The organism is Streptomyces beihaiensis, from assembly GCF_026274175.1.
GTDB classification, from domain to species: Bacteria; Actinomycetota; Actinomycetes; order Streptomycetales; family Streptomycetaceae; genus Streptomyces; species Streptomyces beihaiensis.
Map to the genome: position 1 here is coordinate 102,703 of NZ_JAPHNL010000001.1, position 19,091 is coordinate 121,793.

Consider the following 19,091-nt stretch of genomic DNA (forward strand, 5'->3'; position numbering starts at 1 on the left):
GACGGCAATCCGCAACGTTACGGAATCATCACATCATCACGGCAGTAGGGGGCATGAACCGGGGCAGGCGAAAGGCGGGTGACGCCGAGGAAAGTCGAGGAAGGGAAGCCACCGATGCTGATCGTGGCTCTTTCGCTCCTGCCGGCCTTGGGAGTGCTGCTCCTCTGCATGGATCGCATCGAGGACCGAATGCGCGCGGATTCCCGCCCCGCGACGGCCGGGGCTCACCGACGCGGCCATCTCCGCCTCGTCCGCGGACACCGGCAACCGGGCCGCGCGACGAGAAGCACCGACGGGGCCGACGCCACGGGGAACAACAGGCGGGCCGCGTAAGACACCGTCGGCCGGACTCGAAGGCCCGACGGCCCAGGGGCTCACGGTCTGACGGCTCAGGAGTCGACAGACCGACCGGCGAGCCCGAACACCCGTCGTCGGCACCTTCCACGGCATCGGCTCCTCCGCTGTCAGGGATGGTGGGCGCAGGACTTGAGGCGGTCGGCGAGCGCGACGACGAGGTCGCGCAGCTCGTCGGGGCGCTCGATGACGAACGGCCGGTTGAGTGAGGCGAGCACCGCGGGCAACCAGTCGAGGCTCTCCGCTCGCAGCTCGACGCGCAGCCAGCGCTCGGTCGCCCGGTCCTCCCCGGCCGGGACCCCGTGCTCCTCCAGGGTCGCGACGGTGGCGGGGAGGCGGGCGCGGATCTGCTCGACCGTTGCGTGGATGCGCAAGGTCACCTCGTGCCGGTACTCGGCCGTGGCGAACCCGGACAGCACGCGCTGTGCCGGACCGGGGCCCTCGGGCGCCTCGAACGAGCCGGGCAGGGTGCGCGCGGCTGCGACGCGATCGAGTCGGAAGGTCCGGTCCTCGCCGATCCGGGCGTCCTTTCCCGTGACGTACCACCGGCCGGAATGAGCGACGATCCCGTACGGGTGCAGTATCCGTTCACTGCGTCGGCCTTCGCGGTCGGTGTAGCGGATCGAGACCGGCCGGCGGTGGCGCACCGCGTCCGCGAGGGTGAGCAGCAGGCTCGCGTCCGGGTGGTCCCGCTCGCCGGCGTGGTCCGTGAAGGCGAGAGCCTCCAGGAGTGCGTCGAACCGGTGTGCGATGTGCTTGGGCAGCACTCGACGGATCTTCGCCGACGCCGTCTCGTTCGCCGTGCGCTCCGCGGTCGTCAGTCCCGCCCGACGGCCGGCGACCAGACCGAGCAGGACGGCCAGCGCCTCGTCGTCGCTGAACATGAGCGGAGGCAGGCGGTACCCGGGAGCCAGCCGGTACCCGCCGTAGCGGCCGCGCACCGACTCCACGGGCACGTCCAGGTCGATCAGCTGGTCCACGTACCGCCGCACGGTGCGCCCTTCGACGCCGAGACGGTCGGAGAGCTCGGCCACCGTCCGGGTCCCGCCCGACTGCAGCAGTTCCAGGAGTGTCAGGACGCGGGCAGTGGGACGTGACATGTTCGCAGCCTAACGCGAATACAGGACCGATTCTGTCCCCTATTTCTCCTAGCCTGCGACGCGTACGACCCCGGCACAGCCAAGGAGAATTTCCATGAACTTCATCTCGGTCCGCATCATCACCGGCGACGTCGCTCGCCTCGTCGACTTCTACGAGCGAGCCACAGGGGTGCGGGCGGCGTGGGCCACCGAGGACTTCGCCGAACTCAAGACCGCGGGCGCCACCCTCGCGATCGCCGGCGCCCGCACCGTCCCGCTGTTCGCCCCTGGATCCGCCCGCCCGGCGGACAACCACAGCGTGATCACCGAGTTCCTCGTCGACGACGTGGACCGCGTTCACCAGAACCTGACCGGTTTCGTCACCGACTTCGTCAACGAGCCCACCACGATGCCCTGGGGGAACCGGTCACTGCTGTTCCGCGACCCCGACGGCAACCTGGTGAACTTCTTCACCCCCGTCACCCCGGCGGCCGTCGAGAAGTTCGCACGCTGACGGAGCACTGATACGCCCGATATGTTCGAGAGTTGGTCCGGGCGGGTGGTGCTCGATCAGGCCGGTTTGCGCCACACGGAGACGTGCTTCTGGCTGTCCTGGGTGAACGGCGCCCCGTCCCAGCCGGAGACCCGGCGCTCCAGCTCAAGGCCGGCGATCCGGGCCATCAGGTCCAGCTCGGCCGGCCACACATAGCGGTGGCGGGAGTGGTCACGCCGGTAGTGGCCGCTGTCGCCCTCAGGGACGAAGTGGTGTGAGACCAGGAGCTGTTCGACCAGGTCGAAGGTGTCGAAGCCGAGATGGTCCGCGGAGACGTCGAACGGCACCGCGACCTGGCCGGGCGGCAGTGAGCGCAGCGGCGGCACACCGACCTCGATGACGAACCGGCCACCGGGCCGCAGGTGGCGTGCGGCGTTGCGGAAGCACTCGACTTGTTCGTCCTGGGTGAGCAGGTTCGTGATCGTGTTGTAGACGAGGTAGACCAGCGCGAACTCGCCGGGCACGACGGTGGTGGCCATGTCGCCGATCGTGACCGGCAGCGTGCCCTCGTCGGCCTTGCGCCGCAGCACCGCCGCCATGTGTTCGGACAACTCGATGCCGACGACCGGCACACCGCGTTCTTGCAGCGGTACGCCGACCCTGCCGGTCCCGACGGCGAACTCCAACGCCCGTCCGTCTCCCGCGAGTTCGGCCAGAAATTCGATGGTCGGTCCGATGACCGCGGCCGAGGACATCGCGGTCTCCTCGGCGTCGTAGCGGTCGGCGGCCGCGCGGTTCCACAGCTCACTGCTCGTCATGACCGGCAACTCTGCCGACAACGACGGGACGGTGTCGACTTCTTTGTCGGCCGTGGCCGGTGCCGCTCTGGCGCGATCACCCGGTTCGGGCGACCATGGAGGAGCCGGACCGGCACTGTTTCGCAGTCTGACCCGCTGCGGATGTCCCAAGGGGGAAGTTCCATGCGCCGTGATCACGTCCTTGATGTGCTGTACAAGCCTGCTTTTCATGTGGCGCGGGCCTGACCGGAAGTCTCTTCAGCCTTATGCGCGGGGTTTTCGCTGCCCCTGGCGTCGCGTGTGACGCTCTCTCATGATGCGTATCGGGAAAGAGGCTTTCTTGCTCCGTCTGCATTTCACCGCCGACGACCTGAAGAAGGTCCGGCTGTTACGCAACCCAGACCCCGTGTGGGAAATCGTCTGCAGCATCTGCCGGTTGAAGACCGGCGAGGGGCAGGTCGCATTCGGTGCGTGGCGCGACTCGACGCGCAGCCGGCTGCAGCAGGACGCGCGGCTGCGAGCGGCGCTGTCCCCTTTGCGAGGGCTGATTCCCAGCGTCGGCTACATTCCGGATTTCTTGACGCCGTCCGCCTCTGCGGACCTGTCGGCCGCTTTGGAGGCGGTCCGTGGCACGCCCTCGCGGGTGGTGACTCGTCAGTTGATCCGGCTGGAGAGGGTCCAGCGCGAGGCGGGCAGACCTGGCACCGCGCCGCGCCCGGCCGACACCGATCCCGGCACTGTCGCCGCCGCTCTGCGGACGTACTTCGACACGGTGCTGCGGCCGCACTGGCCGCGCATGCGCGCGCTGGTCGGGGCCGATGCCGACGGCCGCACCCAGTCTCTGCTCGACGGCGGCGTCGAAGAACTCCTGAACGGCCTGGCCCCGTTCGCCCGGTGGCGCGATCCGGTACTCGAGGTCGACTATCCGGTCGACCGTGAGGTGGCTCTGGACGGCCGGGGGCTTGTTCTGGTCCCGTCGTTCTTCTGCTGGCGGCGCCCGACGGCTCCGGCCGATCCGACGCTCGCGCCCGTACTGGTCTATCCGGTGGCCAAGGAGTCAGGGGAGGCGGCGCGGGCGTGGGGAGCGGGCGCGGTCCGTCTGCTGGGGCGCACGCGCGCCGCCGTGCTGTCGGCCGTGGCCCGCGGGGACGGCCGTACGTCCTCGGACGTCGCTCACGCCGTGGGCATCGCGCACTCCAGCACGTCCTACCAGATCGAGGTGCTGCGCGACGGCGGCTTGGTCAGCAGCCGTCGTTCGGGCAAGCACGTCGTGCACAGCGTCACACCGCTCGGTCTGCGGATCCTCGCCGCCGGCTGAGGCTGAGGGTACGGGGCCTGGCTCCGAGCGGGCAGGTGGCCGGGCACATTTCGAGGCCCGTCGAAACGTTGGCAGCCGTCCCACGACGCCACATACGGTGATGCACCGGACAGCCCGCCCCTCGGACGGGGCGAGCCGGCCAAGGGGACGAATCCGTTCGACACAGGGGAGACGACATGATCAAAGGCCGTGTGGCAAAGGCAGTGGCTTCGGCGGCGCTCGTCATGGCGGGAGCTGTGGCCCTCGCGCCGGGTGCCGCGGCCGACAGCGGCTCTTCGGCGACCGCCGCTCCCGCGTCCGGCGACGCCGCACTGCGGTCGTGTTGGGGCCAGCGCGTGGTCGGCAGCGCGGGCCACCACGGGAACAAGACCTGGTGCGACTCGGGTCGATACCGCGAGGTGATCACGTGCGAGACCCTGGGCGGCTACCAGTACGTGCACTACGGGCCCTGGGTGTGGGCGAGCGCGGAAAGCACCGCATGGTGCAACCTGGGAGACGAGATCATCGGAGACTACACGCAGGTGGGATGAGCCGGGGCGTTGGCCGACGACCTTCGCGCCACAGAGCCGAAGTGAGCTGAGCAGGCCAGGAGCCGAGGGCGCCGCCCTCCGTCCCGACAAGGGGCGGGGCTCCTGGCCGACCGCGGGCCGCCGACGCGCCGCTTGCCGACAGCGCGGGAGCAGACCGGGGCGGTGTCGAGCGGTGCCGGATGCCGGGAGTCCCGGATCAGAAGGAGCGCGAACGTGCGGTGAACACGCGGTACCGGAGCGAACGGTCCGTGAACTGTTGTCAGGCGCACTTGTGGAGGTTCCTACACAGCGGCACTGTCGCCATGGGCATGACTGGCCCATCCACTTCAGTGTCAGGAGACCTGATGCACAGACGACTTCGTCTCGTCTCGGCCGCCACCATCCTCGGCGTCGCCGCCGGCCTGACCGCCGCCGTCCCGGCGCGGGCCGCCTCCGTTCCCACGCCCGACCACGTCGTGGTCGTGATCGAGGAGAACCACTCCTACGGGGACATCATCGGGGACACCACCGACGCCCCGTATCTCAACTCCCTCGCCACGCAGGGTGCCGACTTCACCGACTCGCACGCCATCACGCATCCGAGCCAGCCGAACTACTACGATCTGTTCTCCGGCGGCAACCAGGGGATCACCACCGACTCGTGCGTCACCCCCGGGTTCTCCTCAGCGGCCAACCTCGGCTCGGAGCTGCTGGGCGCCGGCAAGACGTACGCCAGCTACAACGAATCGCTTCCGTCGCAGGGCTGGACCGGCTGCACATCGGGGGCGTACGCGCAGAAGCACGCCCCGTGGTTCGGCTTCTCCAACGTGCCGACCTCCAGCGCGCACACCTTCGCCCAGTTCCCGACGGACTACTCGACACTGCCGGACGTCTCGTTCGTGACCCCGGACCTCGACGACGACATGCACGACGGCACCGTGCGCCAGGGCGACACGTGGCTGAAGAACAACCTCGGCGCGTACGCGACCTGGGCGAAGAGTCACAACAGCCTGCTCGTGGTGACGTGGGACGAGGACGACGGCAGCACCGCCAACCAGATCCCGACGATCTTCTACGGCGCCGGGGTCGAGGCGGGCGACTACAACGAGACGATCGACCACTACAACGTGCTGCGGACGCTTGAGGACGCCTACGGCCTCCCGGCCACCGGCGGCGCCTCCTCCGCCACGCCGATCACCGACATCTGGTCGACGCAGACCGGCAACACCGTTTCGGTCACCGACCCAGGAAGCCAGTCCACCGTCGCAGGCAGCGCGGCGAGCCTCCAGATCAAGGCCACCGACTCGGCCGGCGCGGCGCTCACCTACAGCGCCACGGGCCTGCCGGCCGGCCTGGCGATCGACACCTCGACCGGCCTGATCTCCGGCTCCCCGACCACCGTCGGGACGAGCGATGTCACCGTGAGCGCCAAGGACTCCACCGGGGCCTTCGGCAGCACCTCCTTCACCTGGGCGGTCACCAGCCCGTCCGGAGGGGGCTGCACCACGCGACAACTCCTCGGCAACCCCGGCTTCGAGACCGGCAGCGCCGCGCCCTGGACGGCCACCTCGGGTGTGATCAGCGACAACTCCAGCGAGCCGCCCCACGCCGGCAGTTGGGACGCATGGCTGGACGGCTACGGCTCCACGCACACCGACACCCTCGCCCAGACCGTGACCATCCCCGCCGGATGCACCGCCGACTACTCGTTCTGGCTGCATGTCGACACCTCGGAGACGACCACCTCCACGGCGTACGACACCCTCGCCGCGCAGGTCCTCGACGGCTCCGGGAACGTACTGGGCACGCTCGCCTCGTACTCGAACCTCGACGCCGCGAGCGGCTACATTCGGCGCACCTTCGACCTGACGCCCTACGCGGGCAGGACGGTGACGCTGAAGTTCACCGGCTCGGAGGACTCCTCCCTCCAGACCGGCTTCGTCATCGACGACACCGCGCTGAGCGTCTCCTGAGCTCCTCCTGATCCGACCACCGACGACACACCGGGCGGGCCCGCGACGGAACTCGCCGGCCCGCCCTCCAGCGGCGCCCCTACGAGACGTTCACCGCCGTGTCGTCGAGCACGAACGAGGTCTGGTCGATGCTGTCCTCGGTGCCCGTGAACCGGAGAGTGACGGCCTGGCCCGCGTACGAGGACAGGTCGAGGGTGTGCTGGGAGTAGCCGGGCGCGGCGTCGAGGTCGGTGTACGTGGCCAAGGTGGCGAGCACGGCCCCGGAGCCGTTCAGGACCTGGACCTTGAGCCTGTCGTACGCCGTGGTCGTGCTGGTCTCGGCGGTGTCGACGTGCAGCCAGTAACTCAGCGCGTAACTGCCGCAGCCCGCCGGCAGCGTGACCGTCTGGGTGAGAGTGTCGGTGTGGGCCGTGCCGTAGCCGTCCAGCCAGGCATCCCAACTACCCGTGTGCGGCGCCTCGTTGGTGTTGTCACTGATCACGCCCGAGGTGGCCGTCCAGGGCGCCGCGCCGCCGGTCTCGAAGCCCGGGTTGCCGAGCAACTGGACCGCCGTGCACCCGCCTTTGCCGGACGACGCGATCGTCCAGGTGAAGGAGGTGCTCGCCGAAGGGCCCGTCGAGTCGGTCGCGGTGACGGTGGTGCCGTACGTGCCGGCGGACGTCGGCGTGCCGGAGATCCGTCCGGTCGAGGAGCTGATCGACAGGCCGGGCGGCAGCCCGTTCGCGGAGTACGAGAGCGTCCCGCCCGCGCTGTCGGTGGCGGCGATCTGCAGCGACGTCGCCGTGCCCACGCTGCCCGTCTGGTCGCCGGGATCGGTGACGGTCACCGAGCCGCTGCCGCCTGTGCCGAACCGGATGTCCTGCACAGGGTGGAGCTCGATGGCGTTCGGTGCCACGCCGGTCTGCCCGTGGTCGTAGTCGAAGAAGCCGACTCCGGTCACGGTGACCGGCACGTCGGCGGTCTTGAAGCTGGTCGTCGGCGTGTACGTGGCGTCGAACTCTCCGCGCGCCTTCTGGATGCCGGAGAGCAGCGGGCTGCCCGAGCCGACACAGGCGGGGTCGGGGATCTCGGCGACCATCGTGTGACCGGCGCCGTCGTCGAGGACCAGGTGGTAGTCGGAGTCGCTTTCGAGCTTGTACTCGTCCAGGGTCGCGTGTACCTGGAAGACCGTGGTCTCGGTGGGCTGCACCCGGTTGTCGGACGGCAGCGAACTCGGCGCCGCGATCGCGCCGAGCGAGGCGATCGTGGTCGTCGTCGTGGACGTCAGATCGATCTTTCCGGCGTCGGAGTCCGTGCCGGTCTTGACCGACCATCGCTCCACACCGCAACTTCCGGTGGAGGAATCAGGGTTGGCGGTGACCGATTCGTGTTCCTCGCTGTCCGCCGAGTGCGTGGGTTTGGGGCTGAGCGGTGAACTGGCCGTCGCCGAGACGATGTTGAGTGAGATCGGTGCGGCGGCGATCAGCAAGGCGACCAGGTATTTCCACCATCTGTGGTGCACGAGCGCCTCCTGGTGTAGGGAAAGAGGTGCACCGGCGACCCGGCAGGCCGTGGGGGGACCGGGCAGGGCTGATGTTTCGGGGTGCGCTGGTGGTGCTGCGCATGTGGGGCTGCGCGTGCGCGCCCGAGGGGCGCGCGGTCTTTTCCCGTGCGGAGCAACTGGTGAGTAGTGTGGCGGGGTTGGGTTGACGCGCATAGACCCGAGAGGCGAACAGTGTGGTAAAGGGCCGGTGGGTCGGGGCGACGTCACCTCGCGGCACAAGTGCCGGGCCCGGTCCTCCGGGCGCGCGGGACGGAGGGCTGTCGCCCTGTCAGAACTCCTGGCGCAGACGGACGGTGACGCCGCCGGCCGAGTAGCGCGGGGTCGCCGTCCAGCCCGGGGTGGCGACCTCTACGTGCGTGAACTGGCCGCGCAGTGCGCGGGTGTCCAGGACCGGGTGCTCGCCGGGCCGTGTGCCGGCCGGGACGGCGAGGACCAGAGCGCCGCCGTCGAGAACGGTCCGGCCGGCCACGCGCAGCGGAGCGTGGCCGGACCGGCCCAGGGCCACGTGCAGCGTCGCGGGACGGTACTGCCGGAGATGCCCGCGAAGGCGCAGCCCGGAGGCGATGCGCAGAGTTCCGGCACGGAGAACGGTCTCGCCCGAGCCGAGAGCCGACTCGGAGCCGGCGGCGAGCACGCCCGCGGCGACCGTGGTCCCGCCGCGGTAGCAGTTCTCTCCGGTCAGGGTGAGGGTGCCGGTGCCGTGTTTGTGCAGGGCGCCCGGGCCGCCGATGTCGTTGCGCCAGGCGTCGGCCGAGTGGAAGCCGCCCGCGGCCGCGTCCAGGGTGACCGTGACGTCCTGCTCGAACGCGCCGTAGCCGTCGGCCGCGGTGAACAGGTCGAGGCGGCCCCACTGTTCGGCCCCGGCACCGAGCCCGTCGAGGAGCGGATAGCCGGAGGGGAGGGCGGTGCTGCGCAGGACGGCCCGGCGCTGCTCGGCGCTGAGATAGGGCAGGCGGGTCTCCAGAAGGACCTCCGCGCCCTTGGGGACGGTGAGCGGGAGGTCGGCGCGGCCCCGCCGCGGAAGCATGTAGGTCTGCCGCCGTGCCACGAGCGCGGCGTTCACCGACCGGTCGGCGTAGGGGTCGCAGTCCGCTCCGGCAAAGTGGGCGAAGGCGTAGAGGGCGTTCGCGTCCGCGCCGGTCACCTTCTCGAAGTAGGCCAGCGCCTGGGCCCTGGCGGCCGCCTTGAGCGAAGCGTTGGCCGGGTCGTGCAGGGTCGCCGCGGCCAGTGCGGTGGCCAGGATGCGGCCCCCGACGACATCGACGGCGCTGTGCATCCCGGCGACGATCCGGGAGTCGGACAGGGCGAAGGCGTGCGCCACCAGCTCCTGGAAACGTTCCGGAACGGCGTAGGCGTAGGCCAGCGCGGCGAGGTGGAAGGCGTTGGTGTGACCCGACGGGAAGCCGCCGTCGGTGGCCGGGTCGGTGGAACGCCGGCGCAGCAGTTGCGGGGCGACCACCACGTCCGACCGGTACACCGGGAAGCCGTACGGGTCGGTCTCGCCGGTGTCGACCACCTCACTGTCTTCGTCCATCCGGTACGGGCGCGGGTACTGGTAGGCGAGCTTGGACGGGTTTCCTGAGGCGTGCGGGCCGCGCAGGGTCCGCTCGAGGCGGACGACCAGTCCGAGATCGGACTCGGTCGAGCCGGGTCCGGTCGCGGAGCCGGCCGGGGCGTCGGCCGGGACGGCGTCGTCGATCCTGGTGTCCGGGGTGCCGTCCGGAGCCGAGACGATGCTGGTGACCGCCTTGGCTCCGGTGCGGTAGTAGGGCGCGAGCGGCCCGAGTCCGGCGATGGCGCCGTAGCTCTGGTCCTGCCGGTCGTGGATGAAGCAGGCCTTCGCCTCCGCGGGGGTGCGCCGCCGGGTGACCCGGGCGCTGTGGCGCATGTTGGCACGCAGCACCTGACGGTCCAGGGCTGTGCCGGTGTCCCAGGCGTCCCCGGTCTTCCAGAGCGTGGAGAAGCCGCCCAGCAGTCGGACCGCCGCGTTGCCCGCGGCGGTCAGGTCGGCGGTGGAGTTGGTGGTGTAGGCGTCGACGAAGGCGGCCGGCAGACCGGCGCCGCCCGTACCGGTGACGGTGTCCGCGGCGGCCTTCTGCGGGCCGACGAACAGTGCTGCGGCCGTCGGCGCGGTGAGCACGCCGACGGAGGCGGCCATGGAGCCGGAGAGGAACTTTCGTCGGTTCAGGACGGTGGGCCGAGGAGGCATCAGAATCTCTTCCTGGTGAGCGGGGGGAGCGGTTCCCCACGTGCGTGGAGAGATTGCGCGGAGCCCTGAACAGCAGCCCCAACGGCGGGCGAGCGGAGGGTGAACACGTCCTGTGCGTGCCGCCCCGGCGGCCTGGGGCCTGTCAGCGCCGGGTGTAGATGAGGCCGAGTTTGTCGATCTCGTCGCCCGAGCGGCCGTGGAACCCGGCGATCTGCCAGCCGTCGGGGGCGGTGCGGGTCACGCAGTCGGACGTCCGTGTGCCGCCGGACAGGGTTCTTCCCTCGCTGGTCGTGAACGAGGCCCGGAAGATCCGGGTGTGGCCGTCGTACTGTCCCTCGCAGAGAGTGGCAGCGGTCAGGTACTCGCCGTCGGCGAGGGTGAGCGACGTGGCCGTGCCACCCGTGCCGCCGTGCGAGAGTGCCGTCCCGTCCGCCAGGCCGAGCCCGACCGCGTCCACCCGCGAGCCGCTGCGCAGGGTCAGCTTCGTGGCGGACGCGCCCGGCGCCACGGCGTCGATGTCGTTGTAGAAGTCGCCGTGGGGGCCGCCGAACTGGTCGCTGAGGCGGTAGTCGGGGTTGCGGGTCCAGGTGAAGCCCACGTGGACGGGGTCGTGGTCGGAGAGCATGGCCCCGTCCGGGTCGAGGAACGCGGCGTGCTCGTTGTGGTAAGAGGTGGCGGCGAGGTTCACCAGTCGGCTGCCGCGATACAGCACCTTGTCGACGACCTCGCAGCTGTCGGTGATCGCGTTCTCGTCGCACACCAGCGGGTCACTGCCGGCCGCCGGCGCGCTGCCGCCGCGCTCCAGCCGCACCCACGCGTCGGTCAGCCCGTTGTCGGAGGCGAACGCGCCGATCGTGTCGGCGGATCGGGTGTAGCGGCTGTTGGTGTCGCCCATCACGACGACCGCGTTGCCGGCCGAGTGGGTCTGGATGAACGCACCGAGCTGGGCGAGGTTGGCCGCGCGCGCTGTTTCGTCGCCGTCGCTCGTACCGGCGTTGGTGTGCAGGTTGTAGAAGTCGACGTAGACGCCCTCGGCGAGGCGTTCGCGCATGAAGGTGAAGCCCTTGGGCGTCAGGCAGTCGCCGGAGTCGAGCTGACAGTCGTGCCAGTGGACGCGCTGGAAGTCGTCCTCGTCCCAGCCGTAGGAGGACAGGGTGTTGAGGCCGGATCCTATGCCCGCGCCGCCGCTGGTCGCGGTGCGATGAGGGTGGCTGTCGGCGGCGTACAGGTAGGAGTGGTAGTTGAAGTCTTCCTGCACGTTGACGATGTCGTACGGCGACAGCCGCTCGCCGATCTCGGTGGTGGCGGAGGCGCGTTCGGTGCCCGCGCTGGACACCCCGTCGGGGAGTCCGGCGACGTTGTAGGTCAGCACGGAGAACGTGCCGCCGTCCTCGGTGGAGGAAGCCACGGCAGGGGCGGCCGAGGCCAGGGCGGACATCGGCAGGGCGGCCAGCAGCGCCGCGGTGGTGGCGAAGGCGCGCAGTCGAGTGAAACGCATCGATGGATCCGTTCCGTCGGGGGGTCGGGGGCAGCAGATTACGGTCGGCGTCCGTCAATTGGCAGAGCGATGAGGCAGCTGTCGACTGACGTTCATCCGGTGACGTTCGGACGTCACGTGTGGCGATGTGAGTGGCGGGGAGGGTTCAGGGCTCCCGCGCCGTCGACGAGGCCGCCACCCGTTCCCCGGGCGGAGACGGTGAAAGGCCGGAATCAGCTGAAAAGCGGGATGGTAGTCATATGTAATGAAGCGTGGTCGTCAACAGACTCGTTCCTGATGTCGCCGTAGTGGCCGTGGCCGAGGACGCTGCCATCGATCGGTCGCTGCGGGACTTCCTGAAGAACGCCGGGCTGCGCCTGGGCCCCGCCTTGGCCAGGTATGTATAGATCTCCGCCTTGAACGCCTCGCTCACCGAACGCAGCCTGGTCCAGTCCTGGATCCGGCGCCGCCCCACCTGGCCGTTGAGCAAGGGGACAGCACCAGCCGCGATCGCTGCTCCGAACGCACACCATGCGGCGGTGCCCGCATGGGCCGACCCCGCCTGCGCCGCCGCCGCACCCAGCACCGCCGACAGGACACCGCTCAGCAGGGCGGCGGCCCTGACCCTGCCGATCGATCGCTTCTGACGATTGGCGGCCTTCGACCAACTAGCCTGCTGCGCCCAGAAATCCGAGATCAGGTGTGCTGCTGGAGGCGGCTGCATGGGCTGATTATGCGCGGCAGTACGGCAGTTCGACGCCCAAATGCGGGAAGCGCCCGACGCGGCCGATCGCCGGGCAGCCCGTGTTGCCGCCGGACCCCGTGACCGGAGCCCGCCCCGGCCGTCTGTCCGAGTCCTACCGGCCGATCACCACCGTGACCGTGAAGGACGCTTGAGCCGGGGTGCACAGCCTGGCCTCGCCGCAGGATCTGCGGTGATCGGAGAGGACCGCCGTACCGGGCTCGGCGGCCAGGTAGCGGGTGGTCCGGGTGCCGCAGCCGCCGCCGGTGACGCAGGGCGTGGAGTGGGCGACCGCCGGCCCGCCGAGCGGCTTCAACAGCGCGGGGGCGCTGTCCTTCGGCACGGGCCAGAGCGTGCTGTGCAGGACGAGCGAGACCGTGCCGCCCCGGGCCACGTGCACGGTGGTGCCGTTGGCGTGCTCGTCGACGGTGAGCGTGGTCCCGACCTCGTGTGACGTTCCGGGTGTCGCGGCGGACGCGGAGGGGGAGAGCGCCGGCGTCGACCGGGACGCGACCGGCTGTGCGGTGTCGGACCCGCAGCCGGCCAGTGCCAGCACGGCGGCGGACCCGAGCCCGGCGAGCGGCAGCAGAAGCGGTCTTCCGGTGCTGTGCCGGAAGGCGGAGGGACTGTTCATGTGCGAGTGCTCCTGGTTCGGGGCGAAACGGTGTCCGAAGCCGTGGGCGGTTCGACGCCCGCGGCGACCCGGAGGCCACGGTGGCCGGGCCGGCTGACGCTTGGATGCGTGCCGCCGCGCTCCGGTTCCGCCTGGTGCGCAAACGCACCGGGGGCGGCCGATGGCCGCCCCCGGTTGTTCGATCTGTCGGATGCTACGCGTTCCCTGCCGTCAGGAGACGGTCACGTCGTCGTAGGCGGTGTAGGTCGCGTCACCCTGGTAGTTGTCGTCGTGGTTGGTGAGAGTGAGCGTGTAGCTGTGGCCGGCGGTGACCGGAGCGGTGACCTGGTTCCATGCCGAGGACGAGGCGCAGGTCTTGGCCAGGACCGTGGTGGTGGTGCCGGTCGTGTTGTCCTTCAGCGTCGCGGTGGCCCAGTCGTAGTAGACCGTGTCCGGGCAGGTCGAGCTGTAGTAGAAGGACAGTTTGCTGCTGCCGCTCGGCGCGGTGAAGGTCTGTGCCGCGGTGGAGTCGTTGCTCGGGCTGCTCGTGCCGAGCAGCGCACCGTAGGAACCGCTGTGCGCGGCCCCTGCGGTCGCCGACGCCGAACCGGTGGTGGTCCAGCCGCTGAGGGAGCCGGTCTCGAAGCCGCCGTTGGTGACGCCGCCGGAGCCGCCGCCCGTGGAGTTCTCGGTCCAGGTGAACGACGCGGTGCCGGTGGCGCCGGTGCCGTCCGTGACGGTGACCGTGACGCTGGATGTGCCGGACGCCGTGGGCGTACCCGAGATCAGCCCGGTGGAGGAGTTGATCGACAGACCCGCGGGCAGTCCGCTCGCCGCGTACGAGAGTGTCTGGCTGCTGTCGGAGTCACTGGCCTGGACCTGGAGGCTGGCCGCGGTGCCGACGGTGCCGCTCTGGTTGCCCGGGTTGGTGACCGTGACCGTGTTGCTGGTGGCCCCACCCACGATCGCGTGCGATATGTCGCACTCGTTGGTGTCGTTGGACCAGCTGGCCTGCTCGGCGAAGGTGCCGGTGCCCATGGTCACGTTGGCCGCCCCGCCGAACGTTCCCGGCTGGAGCCAGGCGCATTCGTCGGCGTTCTCCTGGCCGTTGTAGGAGCTGCCGCGCACGTGGTTGGTCCAACCGCCCGCCGGGTTCTGGTCGGACATCATCTCCTGCCACTCGTGACCCAGGGTCATCGTGTAGCCGTCCAGCTCACCGGCGGAGGAGCCGTTGACGAAGCCGACGCCGCAGGTGGAGCCGACGTCCATGTTGTACGGCTGGTTGGAGAAGGCGATGTCGCCGTACGGCGAGGTGGCCGCGCCACCGTTGAGGGTGGTGTCGCCGTTCCAGTCGTGCCAGGCGCAGTAACCGTTGGTCGGACTCTTGTAGTTGTCCGGGTCGGTGCCGTGCGGAGAGAGGATGACGTAGTAGGCGTCCCGGTTCGACGAGGCCGTGGTGTTGCCGAAGTGCGAGGCGGCGTTGATGGCCTCCTGCGCCAGCTGGTGGCCGGTGGCGCTGCTCGGGGCCGCGGCCGCGTTGTCGTACCAGACGCCGGAGAGCACACCGCCGCTCTGGTACGGGATGAAGTCGGCGTTGGACGGGCAGCTGGTGGCGCCGGTGCTGACGTTGGGGCCGTCGCACCACTGCGTCAGGTCGGCCGACCAGCGCTCGCCGCCGGTGCCTATGTCTTTGAACATCTCCTGGGCGACCGGAGCGGCGCTCTGGGGGTCACCGGAGAAGGTGGCGTCGCCGTTGGAGTCGGTGCTCTTGGTGCCCCACTGGGAGCCGTAGAAGACCAGGTAGACCTTCGAGTGGCCGCTCTGGACACCGATGCCGTCGACACCGCCGCCGTAGGAGAGCGTCTCCTGGCCGGTGGAGGTCGATTGGCGGGAGGCGCGTAGGGCCGCCATCTGCGGGACGGTCGGGAAAACGCCGTGCTGGTGCGCGTGGTACTGGGCGGCCGGCGGCACGGGTCGTGCCTGGGCCGCGGGGGCTGCCGCGAGGGTGGCGGCGGCCGTGCCGAGTGAGACAGCGCCGGTGAGCGCCCAGCGTCTGGCTCGGCCGGCTCTTAGGGTTTTGCCCATGTTCGGGGGAGTTCCTCTCTCTTGCGGACACCGCCTGTGAGAGCAGGAGGGAAGGCGTCCGCATGCACTGTGGGGAAGGCGGCGTCGCCAAGTACGGAGCTGGAAAGGCTCCTTGGCCAGCGGTCACCACGCTGTGTGGTGGCTGTCGCCGTGGGCACAGAGCAAAGCAGCATTGACAAGCCACGGTCAATGGATCACTCACAGGAAAACAACAGGTCTTGGCCTTCCGGTGAACAAATGCAGGACTTGGCCCGGTTCAACGCGCATAGCGCCAAATCTTTGCCTGCTTCCGCGGCTCATCCGTGTGGCCTCGGAGACCGGGCAGGCGGCGGAGGTAAAGATTCCGTATGGCGCAGGCCAGTTGATGCGCATTCCGCTACGCCGGGGACGCCCGGCAGCCCGACGAACCCGTAGGCTCTCGCCGCCCTCGGGCCCGGGCGGTGGGTGGCCGGCCCCGGCTCCGTCGTGGACCCGGGCCTCGTCGCTCTCGACGGCGGCGGGGGTGGAGGGCGGTCCGGCGGCCCTCGGAGGCTCGGCTCGACGACACTGATCGCCGACCCCGGTCCGGCGTCGTTTTGGAGTGTGGGCCACTTGATCAATAGGATCCGCCGATGATCAGAAGACAACGGCTGGCGGCAGGGCTGTGCGCTCTGCTCGCCGTGCTCGCGGCCGGACTCGCCTTCCCGGCCGGGGCAGTTGCCGACGAGACCACCGCCCATACGCCGAAGGTCGACCTCGTGATCGACGTCAGCGGGTCGATGCGGACAAAGGACATCGACGGCACGTCGCGTATGGCTGCTGCGAAGCAGGCGTTCAACGAGGTCCTGGACGCCACGCCCGAGGGAGTCCAGCTCGGTATCCGCACGCTGGGTGCCACCTATCCCGGCGACGACCGCAAGACGGGCTGCAAGGACACCGCCCAGCTGTACCCGGTCGGCCCGTTGGACCGCACAGAGGCCAAGACGGCGGTGGCCACGCTCACCCCGACCGGCTGGACGCCGATCGGACCCGCCCTGCTGAAGGCGGCCGACGACCTCGACGGCGGCGAGGGCTCCAAGCGGATCGTCCTGATCAGTGACGGCGAGGACACCTGCGCCCCTCTCGACCCGTGCGAGGTCGCGCGAGGGATCGCCGCGAAGGGCATCGGTCTGACGATCGACACCCTGGGCCTGGTGCCCAACACCAAGATGCGGGCGCAGCTGAGCTGCATCGCCGCGGCGACCGGCGGCACGTACACATCGGTCGAGCACGCCGACGAACTCACCGACAAGGTCAACCAGTTGGTGGACCGTGCGGCCGACCCGGTGGTGACACCGGTGGCCACCGACGGCGGGGACTCCTGCGCGAAGGCGCCCACGCTGAAGTCCGGCCTCTACACCGACCACGAGGAGTTCGGCCGACAGCGCTGGTACCGGGTGGACGTCCGGCCCGGCCAGGAGCTGCGCGCCTCGGTGAGCGTGGCGGCGGACCGGGCGATGCGCCCGGACTACGGCCTGTTGCTGCGCGCGGTCACCGTGCACGGCCGGGAGATCGTGCGCGGCGAGGCGGCGGGCAGCGGCCGCACGGACATGATCTCCACCGGGCTGCGCTACCCGAAGGCGGACAGTGACGACGACCGGGCGCCCGCGGAGACGGTGTGCCTGCAGCTGACGAACTCCTTCACGGCGGCCTCCGGTGTGAAGACCACACCTGGCTTGCCGGTGGAGCTGACCGTGGACGTCGTGGGCGGTCCGTCGCAGGCGGACGACGTGGCCTCCTTCGGTCTGGGCCGAGGCTGGTGGCTGCTCGGTGCCCTGGTGCTGTTCGGGTTCCTGGCGGGTCTGGTGTGGGGCTGGCTGTCGCGCTGGCGTGTCGCGGTGTGGAGGACGAACTGATGCGGATCACACGTGTGCTGGGCGCCGCCCTGCTGACTCTCGGTCTGGCGGCGGGCCCCGCCGCGGCCGACTCGTCCCCGTCCGACTCGTCCCCGCCCGGATCGACTCCGTCCCCGAGCGCCTCGGACGGCGCCTCCGCGCCGACCTCGGCGGGGACGTCGTTCCGTACGGCGACGGAGATCGCCCAGGGGAAGACGGCCACGGCGAGTGCCTCCACCGGCGACTACCTGTACTGGTCGTTCCCGGCGGACGTCGGCCGGCGGCCCACTGTGCGGGCGACGGTGAAGCTGCCGCGGTCCCACGCGGCACAGACCTGGCAGGTCGACGTCTACGACGGTCTGCGGCGCCGCCAGGCATGCCAGTACGGTGCGCAGACCCGTACCGTCGAGCCGGGCACCGGCTCGGTGGAGCTGGCGTGTGTGCTGCGCACGGTCCGCGCCTGGTCGCAGCCCTGGGCGAACGACCCGCTGCCGGGCACCTACTACGTCCGGCTGACGGCCGTGGACGTGCGGACGGCCGACCTGGGGCAACCGGTCGGCGCCCGCGTGCGGGTGGAGTCCAAGGACATCGGCGGGCCGGCGGCGGTCGACGGCAGGCTCGCGAAGCCGCTGGTCCCGGGGGTCGCCGCCAGGACGCAGGCGGAGACGGACGGCAAGAGCGAGCAGTCGGCAGAGCCCGCCGCGCTCTCCGGCACCGAGCCGGACGGCGGCTGGTCCTCCGGCTGGTGGTCCGACCGCTGGGTGTGGACGGCGATCGGTGCCGCTCTGGCCGCACTGGCGGGCATCGGCGGGTACGCGCTGACACGCGGTTCGGGGCGACCGTCACGAATGCCGTCCCAGGGCAGCTGACCGGCCACCAACGCTGCGGACGGGCCCTGCGGTTCGTGTGATCGCAGGGCCCGCGCCGTGGCGCCGCAGCCTCCGGTCAGCCTCGCTTGGCCACGTCGCCCCTTGAGGACAACGGCGCCCACGTGTACCGGACGCGTACGCCGTGCTCGTGGAGCCAGGCGGTCTCCCGGTGCCGGAGATCGTGCGCGGATTCCGGGGCGATGGCGCTCGGCCAGCGGACGAGCACCGCGGTGACGTGTCCTGTCTGCACCAGCTGTCTCACCCGCTTCCACCCACTGCGCCGGCCCGGGTCGGGTTCACCGAACGTGTCGGTGACGACCTCGGAGATCGTCAGTCCGCGCTCCTCGGCGAACGCGTGGCCCTCCGTCTGCGCGCACTGCCCGGCCGGTCCGGTTGCGCCCGGACCGCGGTCGGCGCATACGTAGAGCACGACGGGAGAAGCGGAGTCATCGTGGGGGATCATGGGCGCCTTCTGTGGGTGGAAGGAGGAGGAGTCGTTCCTCGCCGCGCGAAGGGGACACGGCGGGGCCGCGCGGGGCCGCTGCGCTCGGAGCCCGCGCGTACCCAGGACGTCAGGGCTGGGCCGTCAACTCCGCCCAGACGAACTGACCTTCGGTCCGCGTCGAGTGTGCGGAGCCCCAGCGGTCCGCGAGCTGCTGGATGAGGAACAGTCCTCGTCCGCTCTCCTCGTCGGGCCCTGCCTCGTGCTCGGGCGGGCGGACCGGGGTGGGGCTGTCGTCGTGGAGTTCGATGCGCAGGCGCTGTTCGTCCTCGGTCAGCGTGAGCCCGCACAGGATCTGCGCGCTGTCGGTGTGGAGCACCGTGTTCGTGGCCAGCTCGGAGACCAGCAGCACCGCGTCGCAGCAGACGCCGCCGGGCACCTTCCACGCGCGGAGCCGGTCGCGCACGGTGTCGCGAGCGGATCTGACACTGGTGTGCAGGGCGGGCAGACCGAACCAGTGCTCCCGATACTCCCGACGCGGCGCGGCCGCGGCCATGACGGTGATCGGGACCGCGACCGGATGCGTGGGCAGAGTCACGTGTGTCGCCTTCCAGCGCCTCGCGGGGGCAGGCGCGGTGTGGGGGTGCGGGCTGCGGCTCCAGTGAGTGAGAGGCGTGTGGCGAGGCGGGCGCCCTTGGCCGGGGTGCGGCGGACGACGGCATCAGCATCACGTGC

16 protein-coding genes are annotated in these 19,091 nt (G+C 70.5%); 6 read left to right on the forward strand and 10 right to left on the reverse strand.

Translation table 11 applies throughout. The features are described 5' to 3' along the window. Positions 1 to 464 precede the first annotated feature (464 nt). Positions 465 to 1,454, reverse strand: a complete 990-nt coding sequence (locus OFY01_RS00440; RefSeq protein WP_266595128.1) for a helix-turn-helix transcriptional regulator — start codon at positions 1,452 to 1,454, stop codon at positions 465 to 467. A 94-nt stretch (positions 1,455 to 1,548) separates the two neighbouring features. On the opposite strand from OFY01_RS00440, the gene OFY01_RS00445 reads away from it, so the two are divergent. Continuing rightward, positions 1,549 to 1,947 carry a VOC family protein gene (locus tag OFY01_RS00445; protein ID WP_266595130.1) on the forward strand — a complete coding sequence of 133 codons (399 nt, stop codon included), beginning with the start codon at positions 1,549 to 1,551 and terminating at the stop codon, positions 1,945 to 1,947. A 56-nt stretch (positions 1,948 to 2,003) separates the two neighbouring features. On the opposite strand, the gene OFY01_RS00450 is transcribed toward OFY01_RS00445, so the two are convergent. Further along, positions 2,004 to 2,744, reverse strand: a complete 741-nt coding sequence (locus OFY01_RS00450) for a class I SAM-dependent DNA methyltransferase (protein ID WP_266595132.1) — start codon at positions 2,742 to 2,744, stop codon at positions 2,004 to 2,006. A gap of 292 nt (positions 2,745 to 3,036) precedes the next feature. Between OFY01_RS00450 and OFY01_RS00455 the strand changes: the two genes are divergently transcribed. The 3 genes from OFY01_RS00455 to OFY01_RS32480 all read left to right on the forward strand — a co-directional run bounded on the left by OFY01_RS00455 (position 3,037) and on the right by OFY01_RS32480 (position 6,523). Beyond that, the gene (locus OFY01_RS00455; protein WP_266595134.1) at positions 3,037 to 4,041 is read left to right on the forward strand and encodes an ArsR/SmtB family transcription factor; all 1,005 of its coding nucleotides are present in this window, start codon (positions 3,037 to 3,039) and stop codon (positions 4,039 to 4,041) included. A gap of 191 nt (positions 4,042 to 4,232) precedes the next feature. After that, positions 4,233 to 4,571: a hypothetical protein gene (locus tag OFY01_RS00460; protein ID WP_266595135.1), complete on the forward strand. Its 339-nt coding sequence runs from the start codon at positions 4,233 to 4,235 to the stop codon at positions 4,569 to 4,571. Positions 4,572 to 4,915: 344 nt separating this feature from the next. Further along, positions 4,916 to 6,523 carry an alkaline phosphatase family protein gene (locus tag OFY01_RS32480; RefSeq protein ID WP_407700245.1) on the forward strand — a complete coding sequence of 536 codons (1,608 nt, stop codon included), beginning with the start codon at positions 4,916 to 4,918 and terminating at the stop codon, positions 6,521 to 6,523. Positions 6,524 to 6,602: 79 nt separating this feature from the next. Here the strand turns inward: OFY01_RS32480 and OFY01_RS32485 are convergent, their stop codons facing one another. The 6 genes from OFY01_RS32485 to OFY01_RS00500 form a co-directional block, all read right to left on the reverse strand. After that, positions 6,603 to 8,024 carry a putative Ig domain-containing protein gene (locus OFY01_RS32485; RefSeq protein WP_407700246.1) on the reverse strand — a complete coding sequence of 474 codons (1,422 nt, stop codon included), beginning with the start codon at positions 8,022 to 8,024 and terminating at the stop codon, positions 6,603 to 6,605. A 310-nt stretch (positions 8,025 to 8,334) separates the two neighbouring features. Next, complete coding sequence (locus tag OFY01_RS00480) at positions 8,335 to 10,275, reverse strand: phosphatase PAP2 family protein (RefSeq protein ID WP_266595137.1); 1,941 nt, start codon at positions 10,273 to 10,275, stop codon at positions 8,335 to 8,337. A 142-nt stretch (positions 10,276 to 10,417) separates the two neighbouring features. Continuing rightward, complete coding sequence (locus OFY01_RS00485; RefSeq protein WP_407700247.1) at positions 10,418 to 11,773, reverse strand: jacalin-like lectin; 1,356 nt, start codon at positions 11,771 to 11,773, stop codon at positions 10,418 to 10,420. Between the two features lie 235 nt (positions 11,774 to 12,008). Beyond that, the gene (locus tag OFY01_RS00490) at positions 12,009 to 12,476 is read right to left on the reverse strand and encodes a DUF4231 domain-containing protein (RefSeq protein ID WP_266595139.1); all 468 of its coding nucleotides are present in this window, start codon (positions 12,474 to 12,476) and stop codon (positions 12,009 to 12,011) included. 133 nt (positions 12,477 to 12,609) lie between these two features. Next, a complete protein-coding gene (locus tag OFY01_RS00495; protein WP_266595141.1) occupies positions 12,610 to 13,128 on the reverse strand; it encodes a hypothetical protein in 519 nt (172 codons plus the stop codon). A gap of 210 nt (positions 13,129 to 13,338) precedes the next feature. Continuing rightward, positions 13,339 to 15,192 (reverse strand): Ig domain-containing protein, encoded by a 1,854-nt coding sequence (locus tag OFY01_RS00500; RefSeq protein ID WP_266595143.1) that lies wholly within the window; start codon positions 15,190 to 15,192, stop codon positions 13,339 to 13,341. Between the two features lie 611 nt (positions 15,193 to 15,803). On the opposite strand from OFY01_RS00500, the gene OFY01_RS00505 reads away from it, so the two are divergent. Together OFY01_RS00505 and OFY01_RS00510 are read left to right on the forward strand one after the other, a co-directional pair. Further along, the gene (locus OFY01_RS00505) at positions 15,804 to 17,066 is read left to right on the forward strand and encodes a VWA domain-containing protein (protein WP_266595144.1); all 1,263 of its coding nucleotides are present in this window, start codon (positions 15,804 to 15,806) and stop codon (positions 17,064 to 17,066) included. Continuing rightward, on the forward strand, positions 17,066 to 17,914 hold the full coding sequence (locus tag OFY01_RS00510; protein WP_266595145.1) for a hypothetical protein: 849 nt from the start codon (positions 17,066 to 17,068) through the stop codon (positions 17,912 to 17,914). The genes OFY01_RS00505 and OFY01_RS00510 overlap by 1 nt, the downstream gene beginning before the upstream one ends. A gap of 76 nt (positions 17,915 to 17,990) precedes the next feature. Here OFY01_RS00510 and OFY01_RS00515 read toward each other — a convergent pair whose 3' ends face one another. Both OFY01_RS00515 and OFY01_RS00520 read right to left on the reverse strand, forming a co-directional pair. Next, positions 17,991 to 18,377 (reverse strand): hypothetical protein, encoded by a 387-nt coding sequence (locus tag OFY01_RS00515; RefSeq protein WP_266595146.1) that lies wholly within the window; start codon positions 18,375 to 18,377, stop codon positions 17,991 to 17,993. Positions 18,378 to 18,486: 109 nt separating this feature from the next. Then, on the reverse strand, positions 18,487 to 18,954 hold the full coding sequence (locus OFY01_RS00520) for an ATP-binding protein (protein WP_266595147.1): 468 nt from the start codon (positions 18,952 to 18,954) through the stop codon (positions 18,487 to 18,489). Between the last annotated feature and the right edge of the window lie 137 nt (positions 18,955 to 19,091).